The 12,727-nt window shown below is 70.1% G+C and carries 11 protein-coding genes; 4 read left to right on the top strand and 7 right to left on the bottom strand.

Annotated elements, in window-relative coordinates; all coding sequences use genetic code 11:
* Window positions 1–118: 118 nt before the first annotated feature.
* The gene (hemB, locus tag OHS70_RS15925) at window positions 119–1,108 is read left to right on the top strand and encodes a porphobilinogen synthase (protein WP_328397975.1); all 990 of its coding nucleotides are present in this window, start codon (window positions 119–121) and stop codon (window positions 1,106–1,108) included.
* Window positions 1,109–1,431: 323 nt separating this feature from the next.
* On the opposite strand, the gene OHS70_RS15920 is transcribed toward hemB, so the two are convergent.
* The 5 genes from OHS70_RS15920 to OHS70_RS15900 form a co-directional block, all read right to left on the bottom strand.
* On the bottom strand, window positions 1,432–4,206 hold the full coding sequence (locus tag OHS70_RS15920; RefSeq protein ID WP_328397973.1) for a hypothetical protein: 2,775 nt from the start codon (window positions 4,204–4,206) through the stop codon (window positions 1,432–1,434).
* Between the two features lie 172 nt (window positions 4,207–4,378).
* Window positions 4,379–5,272: a glycoside hydrolase family 19 protein gene (locus OHS70_RS15915; protein WP_328397971.1), complete on the bottom strand. Its 894-nt coding sequence runs from the start codon at window positions 5,270–5,272 to the stop codon at window positions 4,379–4,381.
* Between the two features lie 138 nt (window positions 5,273–5,410).
* Window positions 5,411–5,812, bottom strand: coding sequence for a carboxylesterase family protein (locus OHS70_RS15910; protein ID WP_328405655.1), 402 nt, complete (start codon window positions 5,810–5,812; stop codon window positions 5,411–5,413).
* A gap of 381 nt (window positions 5,813–6,193) precedes the next feature.
* Window positions 6,194–6,430: a DUF397 domain-containing protein gene (locus OHS70_RS15905; RefSeq protein ID WP_328397969.1), complete on the bottom strand. Its 237-nt coding sequence runs from the start codon at window positions 6,428–6,430 to the stop codon at window positions 6,194–6,196.
* Window positions 6,427–7,191: a helix-turn-helix domain-containing protein gene (locus OHS70_RS15900; protein ID WP_328397967.1), complete on the bottom strand. Its 765-nt coding sequence runs from the start codon at window positions 7,189–7,191 to the stop codon at window positions 6,427–6,429. Before OHS70_RS15900 ends, OHS70_RS15905 begins: the two co-directional genes overlap by 4 nt.
* A gap of 173 nt (window positions 7,192–7,364) precedes the next feature.
* On the opposite strand from OHS70_RS15900, the gene OHS70_RS15895 reads away from it, so the two are divergent.
* Complete coding sequence (locus tag OHS70_RS15895) at window positions 7,365–7,766, top strand: ATP-binding protein (protein ID WP_328397965.1); 402 nt, start codon at window positions 7,365–7,367, stop codon at window positions 7,764–7,766.
* Here the strand turns inward: OHS70_RS15895 and OHS70_RS15890 are convergent.
* A complete protein-coding gene (locus OHS70_RS15890) occupies window positions 7,756–8,391 on the bottom strand; it encodes a hypothetical protein (protein ID WP_328397963.1) in 636 nt (211 codons plus the stop codon). The two genes, OHS70_RS15895 and OHS70_RS15890, sit on opposite strands and share 11 nt — an antisense overlap.
* Before the next feature lie 156 nt (window positions 8,392–8,547).
* Between OHS70_RS15890 and OHS70_RS15885 the strand changes: the two genes are divergently transcribed.
* Window positions 8,548–8,817 (top strand): DUF1876 domain-containing protein, encoded by a 270-nt coding sequence (locus OHS70_RS15885; RefSeq protein ID WP_328397961.1) that lies wholly within the window; start codon window positions 8,548–8,550, stop codon window positions 8,815–8,817.
* A 12-nt stretch (window positions 8,818–8,829) separates the two neighbouring features.
* Here the strand turns inward: OHS70_RS15885 and argS are convergent, their stop codons facing one another.
* A complete protein-coding gene (gene argS, locus OHS70_RS15880) occupies window positions 8,830–10,599 on the bottom strand; it encodes an arginine--tRNA ligase (RefSeq protein ID WP_328397959.1) in 1,770 nt (589 codons plus the stop codon).
* A 159-nt stretch (window positions 10,600–10,758) separates the two neighbouring features.
* Here argS and lysS point away from each other — a divergent pair, with 159 nt between their 5' ends.
* On the top strand, window positions 10,759–12,495 hold the full coding sequence (gene lysS / locus OHS70_RS15875; protein ID WP_328397957.1) for a lysine--tRNA ligase: 1,737 nt from the start codon (window positions 10,759–10,761) through the stop codon (window positions 12,493–12,495).
* Window positions 12,496–12,727 lie beyond the last annotated feature (232 nt).

The following is a 12,727-nucleotide window of genomic DNA, read 5'->3' as shown; positions in this document are numbered from 1 at the left end:
CCGCCAGGCCGTAGGGGGAGGGCGGATGGGGAATCGCCCGCCGCAGGCGTTCCCCGCCGCATACGCCCCGACGCCCTGTCGGTAATTGCCCCCTCCGGACCGGCGTAGCGTGACACGTATGACTGCGTATGGATCCTTTCCCGGTGCGCGGCCCCGGCGGCTGCGGACCACTCCCGCCATGCGGCGCATGGTCGCCGAGACCCGGCTGCATCCGGCCGACCTGATCCTTCCCGCGTTCGTACGGGAAGGGATCAGCGAGCCGGTTCCCATCTCCGCGATGCCCGGCGTCGTGCAGCACACGCGCGACACCCTGCGCAAGGCGGCCGTCGAGGCCCGTGAGGCGGGTGTCGCCGGGATCATGCTCTTCGGGGTGCCGGACGACGCGAACAAGGACGCCCTCGGTACGGCGGGCACCGACCCGGACGGGATCCTCCAGGTCGCGATCCGCGACGTGAAGGCCGAGGTCGGCGACGAGCTCGTCATCATGTCCGACCTGTGTCTGGACGAGTACACGGATCACGGGCACTGCGGCGTTCTCGACGCGGACGGGCGGGTCGACAACGACGCGACCCTGGAGCGGTACGCCGAGATGGCCCAGGTCCAGGCGGACGCGGGCGTCCATGTGGTGGGTCCGAGCGGGATGATGGACGGCCAGGTCGGCGTCATCCGCGATGCGCTGGACACCATCGGCAAGGAGGACGTGGCGATCCTGGCCTACACGGCGAAGTACTCGTCCGCCTTCTACGGGCCCTTCCGCGAGGCCGTCGGTTCGTCCCTGCGCGGCGACCGCAAGACGTACCAGCAGGACCCGGCGAACCTCCGTGAGTCGATGCGGGAGCTGGCGCTGGACCTCGAAGAGGGCGCCGACATGGTGATGGTGAAGCCGGCCGGCCCCTATCTGGACGTCCTGGCGAAGGTCGCGGAGTCGGTGGACGTGCCGGTCGCGGCGTACCAGATCAGCGGCGAGTACGCGATGGTCGAGGCGGCGGCGGAGAAAGGCTGGATCGACCGGGACAAGGCGATCGCGGAGACGCTGCTCGGCATCAAGCGCGCCGGTGCGGACATGATCCTGACCTACTGGGCGACGGAGGTCGCGCGCGGGCTGTGAGGGCCGACATGAAAAGGCGGGCCACCCCGGTGGCCCGCTTTTCATGTCTCCTCTGTGCCGCGGCGGCCTGCGTGACCGTCGGAGCGGCCCGCGAGTGCGCTCCTGGATGCGCCCGCGGCGGTCCAGGCGGCAGGCGGGGGACGGCGTCGGGGCCCGCTGGTGGATCGTCGCCGCGCTCGTCCTGCCCAGGCGGGCGCCCGGTGCGCCCGTAGCACTCGCCGCAACGCGCTTCGCCCGCGAGGCGCCGGCCGACACACAGGGCATCGGCCGGCGCGACCCGGCGGGGGCTGGGGCGCTGCCCAGCTGCCGTGAGGCTCAGTGCCCTACGGCGCGTCGAGCACCGTGCCGGTCAGCGCCGGGCCGTGCGGCTCGCCTTCGTCGTCGGTGGGCTGGAGGCCCACGTACTCCTTCGGCTCGGCCACCTGGTCCCGGACCGTGGGGACGGTCACCTCCGCGCTGGTCTTCCCGGCCGGTATCGACACCCACAGGGAGGCGTGCTCCAGCTGTGACAGTGGGACCTCACCCTCGGGTACGTTGCCGATCATGTCGAGCAGCCACTGCCGGTCGACGTCCTTGGTGGACAGCTCGGGGCGGCCCGGGACGGGCACGAACCGCAGTGTCCTCGTCATCTCGACGTCGGCGGGTGCGGACAGGGAGACCCGCCATTTCAGCGGCTGCCCTTCGGTCACCTCGCCGGCGACCGGCTTCACGGTGATCTTGGGCATCGGGTCGTCGTTCTCGGCGGTGACGCCGCCGGAGTGCGAGCCGACGACGGTCCCTCGGACCGCCTTCACGAGCACATCGTGGGACTCGTCCCAGGCGTAGCGCTTGTTGCCCTTCACCTTCACCGTCACCTCGACGGTGCTGCTGCCGGGCCGTACCGTCACCAGCCGGTCCTTGCCCTTGCCCGTGCCCGGGTCCAGGACGTAGACCCGCACCGTGCCGCTGCCCTTGCCGGACACGCGTGCGGGCACCCGGTACGTGCGTTCGCCCGAGTTGCCCTCCTTGACCTTCAGACGGCCGAGGTCGACGCGGGTCAGCGGGGCCGCCTGTACGGCGGGGGTGCCCGGGTTCCAGGCCCAGGCGTCCATCAGCCAGGCCCGCCCGGAGCGGTTGCGCGGGGTCAGCTCCAGGGAGGCGACCCGGCGCAGGTCGAGGCCGGCGCGGGTGGCGGCGGTGAGCGGTACGCGCACCTCGCGCGCCCAGTAGGAGGCGGTGCGGTCGCTGCCGGGCAGGCCGTCCACCTTGACGCGGCCGAGGTTCGCCCGCTTGCCGGAGGCGTCGGTGACGGAGACGTCCAGCTGTGTTCCGGTGGAGTTCGGCGGCACGAACACGCGCAGCGCGAGGCTCTTGGCGCCCTTGGCGGAGAGCGGCTTCCCGGGGCGCACCTTCACCGCCGAGCCCGGCGCGGACCAGCGCAGTGCCACGGCGCGGCGGCCGGTCTCGCGTTGGGGCTGCCACTGCGCGAAGTGCGGCGAGGAGCCGCCGGCCTCCGCGTCAAGGCATGCGGTGCGCGGGTCGGGGTCGACCGCGGAGCACAGCCGTGCGCCGGTCACCTTCACCGAGCCGTCCGGCAGGAAGCCGGCGCCGCGGTTCGCGCCGACCGCGTGGGTCAGCACCCGCGCGGGGTCGGCGGAGGGGGCCCGGCGGCCCGAACCGTCGAGCAGCTCGCGCACCCGGTCGTCCCCGGCGACGAACAGCCGGGCCGCGGCGGCGATGTAGGTGGCGCCGGCCCGGTGCTGCTGGTCGGCGGTCAGCCGGGTCGCGGTGCCCGGCGAGCACACCGGGTCCGGCTGCTCGGGGTCGTGCCAGAAGTCGTCGTCGGCGGGCGCCTGGGCCTGGCCCGGCGTCCACTCGCTGTTGAAGTAGTTGTGGTTGGCGCCGACCATGTAGACCGCGCTGTGCAGGGCCTTGCCCCGGCTGACACCGCGGGTGCCGTCGGCGTACACCTGGCCCTGGAGGTCGGAGACATCGCCGTCGCAGCCCGGCAGGATCGTCAGCGACGGCACGTCCGGCACCGGGTTCTGGCCGAAGATCGTCGGTCCGATGAGCACGGTCCCGCGGATGTGCCAGCGCACCTTTCCGCGGTAGCCGTCCCGGTCGGCCGGGGGCGGGTAGAGGCTGTCCATGGAGGCGCGGTTGACGCCCTCGCCGCCGCGCGAGTGGCCGACGAGCAGGACGCGGGACAGGTCTGCCTTCGGCGCCTTGCGTACGGCAGCGGGTGCCGCGGCCGGCTTCGCGGACCAGTCGGCCCAGCGGGCCAGGTGCGTCCGCACCAGCGAGGAACGCGCCTGCGCGCCGCCGTCCTCGGCGTTCCCGTCCTGGCCGTTGATGCCGTTGGCGGAGATCGACACGGTCACGTAGCCCTGGGAGGCCAGCAGCTCCTGGTCGCGCAGATAGCCCCGGTGGCTCGGGATGGGCTTGGCGCCCTTGGCGCAGGGCCAGTCGATGTTCGGCTCATCGCTGCCCGGGACATAGCAGGTCGCGTGCCGGCCGTGCAGGAACAGCGCGATCGGACGCTTGCCGGTGGCGCCCTTCGGCGCCACGACGACGCCGCGCATCTCGACGGGTGCCGAGAAGCCGGGCAGGCGGACCGGGTCGAGCGTGTACTCGCCGCTGACCGTGCCGTAGGTGCCGGGCTTGCCCGGGTCGACGGAGCCCGCCGGGAGCTGGGCGGGCGGCTTGGCGGCGGGTGGCGCGGAACCCCTGTCCCGGGCGTCGGGGCCTTCCCGGTCCAGTCGCCGCCCGGCCGCCATCACCTCAAGGTTGGCCAGGTCGGCCGTTCGTGCCTCGTCGAGGGGCAGCCGGAAGGTGCGGCCGTCCTCGTCCGGCTCGGGTGCGCCGACCAGCTTGCCGTCGGCATGGAACTCCACGCGCGCGTCGCCTGCCGGCACCGGCTTCGGGGAGCGCCATTCCAGCGCGCTCTCGCCGTCGGTGTTCGTGATCCGCCAGCCGGGTGGCAGATCACCGTCGTTGTCCGCCGCGGCGGCGGGCCGGATGCCGGGTGGCTGCGTCTGGGCCTGTGCCACCGCCGGCGACACCCCCGCCACTGTGAGCACCGCTATCGCGGTGGCCCATATCCTCCGGGCACGTATCAACGGTCCCCTCCTCAACCCCGTGGTCCAGGCGCCCGGTTGGCCCGAATGCCCTCGACCCCGGAGGACGGGGAGAAGATCCCGCGGGTTGCCTGTGGATCTCGCCAACATGGTGCGGCCGCGGGCCCGGGGGAACGCCCCGGGGCCGCGGCCCGTTCATGAGCCCGCCGGGGCGTCAGCAGTAGAGGTTCCCGCCCGGGGCGACGCCCAGGATCTGCGTGAACTGCTGGTACTTGGAGACCCGGCTCTGGACCTGCGCCGGGTTCTTGCCGTCGCACTCCAGGGAGCCGTTGATCGAGCGGATGGTCTGTCCGAATCCGGCCTGGTTGACCATCGCGTTGTGCGGGGTCATCGTGCCGGGGCCGTTCTGGGTGTTCCAGTACCAGAGGCCGGTCTTCCAGGCCACGGCCGATTCGCGCTCCACCCGCCAGGGGTTGTTGAGAAGGTCGATGCCGAGGGCGTCGCCCGCCGCCTTGTAGTTGAAGTTCCAGCTGAGCTGGATCGGCCCGCGGCCGTAGTACGCGGCCTGGCCGGCCGGGCAGCCGTAGGACTGGCTCCAGTCGCAGTAGTGCGGGTAGTTGGCGGTGTTCTGCTCCACGACGTGGACCAGACCGCCGGTCTCGTGGCTGACGTTCGCGAGGAAGGCCGCGGCCTCCTGCTTCTTGACGGTGTCGCTGCCGGTGTTGGCGAAGCCCGGGTAGGCGCTCAGGGCCGCCGTGAGGCCGCTGTACGTGTAGAACGAATTCCGGCTCGGGAACATCTGGTTGAACTGTGCCTCGCTGACCACGAACCCGGAGGGGGACGGGTTCCCGCCGCCGCTACAGGTGTACGGGTCCCAGTACCAGGTGCTGATCGTCGGGTCGTAACCCGGGTTGTCGTGCTCGGCTATGTAGTACGAGCCGTTGTACCTGACAACGTTGCCAGTCGTGTACCAGGCGCCCTGCTGCCAGTTGGGGGCGGTGTCGCAGACGCCGGCGGCGGACGCGGCCGAGGCGGAAGGCATCAGTACGGCGGCCAGACCGGTGGCGACGAGGACCGCGACCAGCAGCGCCATGAGGCGGTTTCTCATGACTTCGTTCACTCCTTTGCACGACAACGGCCTTACCCGGAGCCATAGTTGGCTCCGGGCCGACCGCGGTGGGGGCTGTGTCCACACTCAAGCGTGCTGTCATGATCCAGTCAAGGTATAGACCAATGTGAGTCTTGGTCAGCCGAGAAGTTCCTTCCAGAACGGGTACTTGTGTCCACCCTCGAAGTCCGTCGGCCGCGACCCGGCGGACGACAGCGACCGCACATTCGGCGCTGCGGGGGTGTACGGCTTCCAGGCCGTCCGGCCGGTGCGGGCGAAGTCCGACCAGGTGTCGATCAATGAGGCGGACAGGGCCTGTTGGGCCGTGTTCAAGGGCTCGGCCCACCCCAGGTCGAACAGGTACGGCAGCTCGGCGAGATGCGGCGCTCCGACCGGGAAGCTCCCCCGGGGCAGATCCTTGAACCAGGGGTTCCCGGCCTCGGCGAACTCGTACGCGTACGTCTGCGTACGCGCCCCCAGCGCGCGGTTCGTGTCGACCGCCGTACGGCCCCAGAGCGCGTCGGTCATCGCTGCCGCCAGCGCCCGCCCGTGGGGCGGCGTACGGGACCCCCTGGAACACGCGCGCCGTCCCGGTGAGCGTGCCGCGGAGCGCCCCCTTGTCGGTGTGGGCGACAGGGGAGGCGGTCCGGTCAGGGGTGGACATGGCCGGGGCGGCCGCGGCGGCCGTGGCGGTGGTCACGGAGAGGGCGGCGATCGTGAGGACGAGTGTCGCTTTCGTCTTCAACATGCCCATGACGCTAGGGAGTTGAAGATCGCGCGGGCGGCCGGTCATCCCCCGATCCGGTGGTGGTGTCAGGTGCACCGTCGCCGATTGCTCAGTCCCACCAGAACGACCGGGCCCGGTTGCCCGGACGGCCATGCCGGGATCAGCAACTGCTCCGGCGGCCAAAGCTCTTGGTGTCAGGCGAGCGTGGCCGTGAAGTCGGACCAGGTGGCGGGGGCGAGGGTGAGCATGGGGCCGTCGGGGTTCTTGGAGTCCCGGACGTGGACGGCGGCGGGGTGGGCGGCGACCTCGACGCACGCGCCGCCCTCGTCGCTGCTGTAGCTCGACTTCCGCCAGGCATAAGCGACTTCGATGCACTCGCCACCCTCGCTGCCGCTGTAGCTGGACTTGAACCACTCAAGTGCAGTGCTCATTGCTCTCCTAGCAGCCGGTCCAACAGGCCCTTCGTTTCCTCGGGATTGAGGGCCTGCGTTCGCAGCATCGCATATTTCTGCGCCAGGATGCTGACCTCATTCGGGTCGGTGATGAGCTGGCTGCCGCGTTGCGTCTCGGTGTAGGCGAGGTGCTGGTGGTCCGGCGTTTCCATGAGGATGAATGGGCCTGCGAGCGCCGCGTGTGTATGTCGGCCGAGCGGCATGACCTGGAGTGTGATCCCGCGCAGGTCGGTGCAGGCGCGAAGATGCCGAAGGGTCTCCGCATAAATCTCATTGCCGCCGAGGCGGTCAAGGACGATCGCCTCGGAGATGATGAAGCAACTGGTCGGCGGCACCGCGCGGTGCAGGATGTCCTGCCGCTCGAGCCTGGTCGCCACTTGAACGTTGATCTCGTCCTCACTCAGGATGCGGACGTTGCTGCGGTAGACCGCCCGCGCGTACCTCTCTGTCTGCAACAGCCCCGGCAGCACCTGGTTCTCGAACCATGACAGAGCGATCGCCTCGCGCTCCAGGTCCATGTACTGCTCCGCCCACGCCGGGATCAGATCGATCTCCGGCATGTTCGCCACCGCCGTCCCCAGCGCCCCCTTCGTCTCCAGTACCCCGTCCAGCAGCTCCGCCAGATCCGGTTTCAGCGGGCGGCGGCCCTGTTCGATCGAGGCGACCGTCTCCGGGTGGACGCAGATCCGGTCGGCCAGTTCCCGCTGCGTGAGGGCGGCCGTCTCGCGGAACCGGGCCACCAGCGCGCCTACGAGCCTCATCGCCGACGCGTTCTTCCGCTGCCGCTTCCTGGGGTGCATGCCCGTTCAACTCCCCACCCTCGGACGTACGTCACGCCTGCCGCGCCCGTACGGAAATCCCGTACGGGTGCGCGCACTGCATCACGGTAGTCACCGTAAGTGACGCTCGTCTCATGGATGACGTGATGCAACAGCCGCTTCTCCGCGAGCGGCTCTACCGGCGTGAGCGCCGATCCGTGCCCGCTGCCCGGGAGTTCGTACGCGCGACGGCCGTCGACTGGGGCGTGGACGCCCGTCTGGACGACCTGCTCCTGTGTACGAGCGAGCTCGCGACCAATGCCCTCGTCCACGGGGTGCCGCCCGGACGCGGATACCGGGTGCGCATGTGGCTGCACGGGGACGGGACCCTCCGCCTGGAAGTGCACGACAGCGGTGACGGGCGGCCCGCCGTTCGCGAGCCCGACGAGGAGTCGGGGCGTGGGCTGCTGCTCGTCACCGCGCTCGCCGACAAGTGGGGTGTCGGCGGGCGCGCTCCCGGCAAGGTCGTGTGGTGCGAGTTCGGTGTCACGTCCTGAGCCGGACGGAGACGGCAAGGACCCAGTACATCTGGAGACTCGCGATCACCGCCGTCGTCCCCCAGCCGACCGCGCTGTAGAAGTCCGCCGGGTCGGTCCCGAAGAAGAGGGAGGGGACGAACGCGAGGTTGACGGCCGCGATGACGTACGCGGAGATGCCTGCCCAGCGCGGGAGTGCGGCGGTCCGCAGGATCAGGTGGCCCACCGCCGCGAGGAACAGCGCCGTGAGCACCCGGCCGACCGAGCCGTACAGCAGCGTCGCGGCATCGGCGAGCGGGCCCTCGGTGGTCGGGTCGACCGGCGTGCCGTCCGCGCCGAAGACCACGCCCGCCTGGAGAGCATGGGCGACGAGCGTGACGCCGACATACAGGAACGCCGCGGCGAAGGCGAGGGTGACCAGCCACTCGTACGCCGGACCCGAGGCCTGGCGCAGCAGCTGACGCAGACCGGAGAGGAAGACCAGGAGCGAGGCGCACACGAACAGGCTGAGCAGGATCCGGGCCAGGACGTTCGAGGCCGGCGGAGCCCCGGAGTGCAGGAAGTAGAGCGGCACCTCGACGAGCGTGAGCACCGCCGCCACCAGTCCGAACAGGCAGGTGGCGCGGCGCACTTGTGGCTGATTCATGCCGTCGACGGTAGGCAGCCGGGGTGGGGGCGCGGCAGCCGTTCAGGTACCGGGGTGCGGGTGTACCTGGGTGCACCCATGGGCGCCCCGGCCCGCCAGTGGTGATCTGTGCTCCGGCGGAGCACCCTGGAGAGGTACCGCTGGAGGTGATCCGCCATGCAGACACTCGTCGGATGGCACATCGAGATGGAGTTCCGGGAGGACGGCGACCGGACCAGGGCGGCCGCCATGGTGAGGCTGGGCGACGGCACGGAATACCGTGGCCACGGCAACGCGAATCGTCATCACTCCGACCAGCCCCAGCTGCTGGTCGGCGAGGAGATCGCAGGCGCACGCGCCTTGATGGACCTCGCCTCCCAGCTGCTGGAGAGGGCTCACGGGCAGATCGACTCGGCCTCGGGGAGGACGTCGCACCCGCTCGGGTGAGCCGTCCGGTCGCTAGAGGCGCTCCGGTGTCCTGATGCCGAGCAGTGCCATGCCCTGGTGGAGCGTGCGCGCCGTGAGGTCGACGAGGAACAGACGGTTCTCCCCGACGGCCTGCGGCGGCTCCGGCTTCACCACCGGGCACTGGTCGTAGAACGTCGTGAGAATCGACGCCAGCTGGTAGAGATAGGCCGCCAGCTTGTGCGGCTCGTAGGAGTCGGCGACCTCGGCCAGCATCTCCCCGAACTGGTCCAGGTGGAGGCTGAGCGCGCGCTCCGCCGGGGCCAGTTCGAGTTCCGGGTGGGCGGCCGGCTTGCGGTCGCCCGCTTTGCGCTTGATCGACTGGATACGGGCGTACGCGTACTGGAGGTACACGGACGTGTCGCCGTTGAGCGACACCATCTGGTCCAGGTCGAACTTGTAGTCGCGCACCGCTGACGTGGACAGGTCGGCGTACTTGACCGCGCCGATGCCCACGTGCCGCCCGTTCTCGACGACCTCCTGATCGCTGAGGCCCGCCTTCTCCTTCTTCTCGGCGACGACGGCCGTCGCCCGGTCGATGGCCTCGTCCAGCAGGTCCACCAGCCGCACCGTCTCGCCCTCACGGGTCTTGAACGGCTTCCCGTCCTTGCCCAGCACCGTGCCGAAGGCCAGCTGGACCGCCTTGACCTTGTCGTTCAGCCAGCCGGCCCGGCGTGCGGTCTCGAAGACCATCTTGAAGTGCAGCGACTGGCGGGCGTCCACCACGTACAGCAGGGTGTCGGCGCCGAGGTTCTGCACCCGGTCGCGGATCGCGGACAGGTCGGTGGCCGCGTAGCCGTAGCCGCCGTTGGACTTCTTGACGATCAGCGGAACGGGGTTGCCGTCCGGGCCCTTCACGTCGTCGAAGAACACGCACAGCGCGCCTTCGGAGCGCACGGCGACGCCGGTCTCCTCGAGGATGCGGCAGGTCTCGTCGAGCATGTCGTTGTACCCGGACTCGCCGACGACGTCGGCGTCGCGGATCTCCATGTCGAGCTTGTTGAAGACCGAGTAGAAGTAGATCTTCGACTCGTCCACGAACTTCTGCCACAGCGCCAGCGTCTCGGCGTCGCCGGACTGGAGGTCGACGACCCTGCGCCGCGCCCGCTCCTTGAACTCCTCGTCCGAGTCGAAGAACGCCCGCGAGGCCTTGTAGAGGCGGTTGAGGTTGGACATGGCCTCCTCGCCGGAGACCTCGCCCTCGCCCTTGTGGTCCAGCTCGTGAGGGTGCTCGATCAGGTACTGGATGAGCATGCCGAACTGGGTGCCCCAGTCGCCGATGTGGTGGCGCCGGACCACCTTCTCGCCGACGAACTCCAGGATCCGCACCATCGCGTCACCGATCACCGCGGAGCGGAGGTGGCCGACGTGCATCTCCTTCGCCACGTTCGGCTGGGCGTAGTCGATCACCGTCGTGCCGGCGTCCGGCGTGTACGGGACACCGAGGCGGTCGTCCGCGGCGCGGGCAGCGAGCGTCTCGACGATCGCCTGGTCGGTGATCGTGATGTTCAGGAAGCCGGGGCCCGAGACCTCGATGTCCTTCAGGACGTCGTTCGGTCCGATGGCATCGACGACCTTGGCCGCGAGCTCCCTGGGGTTGCCCTTGAGCTTCTTCGCCAGCGCGAGGATGCCGTTGGCCTGGAAGTCGGCCCGGTCGCTACGTCGCAGCAGCGGGTCGGCGGAGCCGGCCTCCGGCAGGGCTGCCGAAAGGGCGTCCGCGAGGCGCTGCTGCACGGTCGAAGCGAGGGAAGGGACCGAGGCCATGAGCTTCCGTTCCTGTCAGGGTTCGGTGAGCCGGTGCGTCACCGGGTCTATTTCGGTTGTCAAGTGTCCCATGGGCGAGCAACCTCTTTCTCCCCGCTTTCTGTCTGGGAGAATGGCTTACGCCAGCTTCGACAGAATCAAGATCAAGCATCCAAGGACGTGCCGACCGTGGCTCAGAGCAGCACCGAGACCGACTGGGTCTCCCGTTTCGCGGACGAGGTCATCGCCGAGTCGGAGCGACGTGCGTCTGGCAAACCGGTCGTCGTCGCCTCCGGACTCTCTCCGTCCGGCCCCATCCACCTGGGCAACCTCCGCGAGGTCATGACCCCGCATCTGGTCGCCGACGAGGTCCGGCGGCGTGGGTACGAGGTCCGGCACCTGATCTCGTGGGACGACTACGACCGCTACCGCAAGGTGCCGGAAGGGGTCGAGGGCGTCGACAAGTCCTGGGCCGAGCACATCGGCAAGCCGCTGACCGCGGTGCCCGCGCCGGCCGGTTCGGCGTATCCGAACTGGGCCGAGCACTTCAAGGCCGCGATGACCGCGTCACTGGCCGAACTGGGTGTCGAGTACGACGGCATCAGCCAGACCGAGCAGTACACGGCGGGTGCGTACCGCGAGCAGATCCTGCACGCGATGAAGCACCGGTCGAAGATCGACGCGATCCTCGATCAGTACCGCACGAAGCAGAAGCCCGGTGCGAAGAAGCAGCAGAAGCCGGCCGACGAGGCCGAGCTGGAGGCCGCGGAGGGCTCCGGCGCGGCGAGCGAGGACGACGGCAGCGGCGGCTCCGCCGGGTACTTTCCGTACAAGCCGTACTGCGGACAGTGCGAGAAGGACCTGACCACGGTCGTCTCGTACGACGACGAGACCACCGAGCTCGTCTACACCTGCACGGCGTGCGGCTTCGGCGAGACGGTACGGCTGAGCGAGTTCAATCGCGGCAAGCTGGTCTGGAAGGTCGACTGGCCGATGCGCTGGGCGTACGAAGGCGTGATCTTCGAGCCGAGCGGTGTCGACCACTCGTCGCCCGGTTCGTCCTTCGTGGTCGGCGGTCAGATCGTGCGTGAGGTGTTCGACGGCGTGCAGCCGATCGGCCCGATGTACGCGTTCGTGGGCATCAGCGGCATGGCCAAGATGTCGTCGTCGCGCGGCGGGGTGCCGACGCCGGCCGACGCGCTGAAGATCATGGAGGCGCCGCTGCTGCGCTGGCTGTACGCGCGCCGCAAGCCGAACCAGTCCTTCAAGATCGCCTTCGACCAGGAGATCCAGCGGCTGTACGACGAGTGGGACAAGCTCGAGTCCAAGGTTCAGGAAGGGTCCGCACTGCCCGCCGACGCCGCCGCGTACTCCCGCGCGGTGGGCACCGCCGCCGGTGAGCTCGCGCGCACGCCGCGCCCGCTGCCGTACCGCACGCTCGCGTCGGTCGTCGACATCACGGCAGGGCACGACGAGCAGACGATCCGGATTCTGAGCGACCTGGACCCGGAGAACCCGCTGACCTCACTGGACGAGGCCAGGCCGCGGCTCGGCTGCGCGGAGAACTGGATCACCACGCAGGTTCCCGCGGACCAGCGCACCCTGGTGCGCGAGGAGCCCGACACCGAGCTGCTCGCCTCGCTGGACGACGAGGGACGCGAGTCGCTGCGGCTCCTGCTGGAGGGACTGGACACGCACTGGTCCCTGGACGGTCTGACGACCCTGGTCTACGGCGTGCCGAAGGTGATGGCGGGTCTGGAGCCGGACGCCAAGCCGACACCGGAGCTGAAGGTGGCCCAGCGGTCCTTCTTCGCCCTGCTGTACCGGCTGCTGGTGAGCCGGGAGACCGGTCCGAGGCTGCCGACGCTGCTGCTGGCGGTGGGGGCGGACCGGGTGCGCAAGCTGCTGGCCGCGTGACCGGGCTGGGCTCCTGATCGTGGTGCGGCGTGTCGTGCCGTGTCGGCTGACGGAGTCCGGCGCAGCCGGTCGATGCCCGTGAGGCCCCCTGGGGCCGATCGGTGCGAGGGCGGCGTTGGGAAGGGGCCGGGTCCGAGGCTGCCGACGCTGCTGCCGGCGGTGGGGGCGGACCGGGTGCGCAAGCTGCTGGTTGTGCAGTTCCGCGGAACGGAGGGCTCTCACCCCGCTCGGG

It is taken from the genome of Streptomyces sp. NBC_00390 (assembly GCF_036057275.1).
Classification (GTDB): domain Bacteria; phylum Actinomycetota; class Actinomycetes; order Streptomycetales; family Streptomycetaceae; genus Streptomyces.
The sequence above is the reverse complement of the archived record's forward strand: the minus strand, read 5'-3'. Positions and strand labels throughout refer to the sequence as shown.

Bases quoted from the DNA above. Each gene is read 5' to 3' on its own strand.
- hemB (WP_328397975.1), top strand. From the start codon at position 119: ATGACTGCGTATGGATCCTTTCCCGGTGCGCGGCCCCGGCGGCTGCGG.
- OHS70_RS15915 (WP_328397971.1), bottom strand. From the start codon at position 5,272: ATGAGAAACCGCCTCATGGCGCTGCTGGTCGCGGTCCTCGTCGCCACC.
- OHS70_RS15905 (WP_328397969.1), bottom strand. From the start codon at position 6,430: ATGAGCACTGCACTTGAGTGGTTCAAGTCCAGCTACAGCGGCAGCGAG.
- OHS70_RS15895 (WP_328397965.1), top strand. From the start codon at position 7,365: ATGGATGACGTGATGCAACAGCCGCTTCTCCGCGAGCGGCTCTACCGG.
- OHS70_RS15890 (WP_328397963.1), bottom strand. From the start codon at position 8,391: ATGAATCAGCCACAAGTGCGCCGCGCCACCTGCCTGTTCGGACTGGTG.
- OHS70_RS15885 (WP_328397961.1), top strand. From the start codon at position 8,548: ATGCAGACACTCGTCGGATGGCACATCGAGATGGAGTTCCGGGAGGAC.
- argS (WP_328397959.1), bottom strand. From the start codon at position 10,599: ATGGCCTCGGTCCCTTCCCTCGCTTCGACCGTGCAGCAGCGCCTCGCG.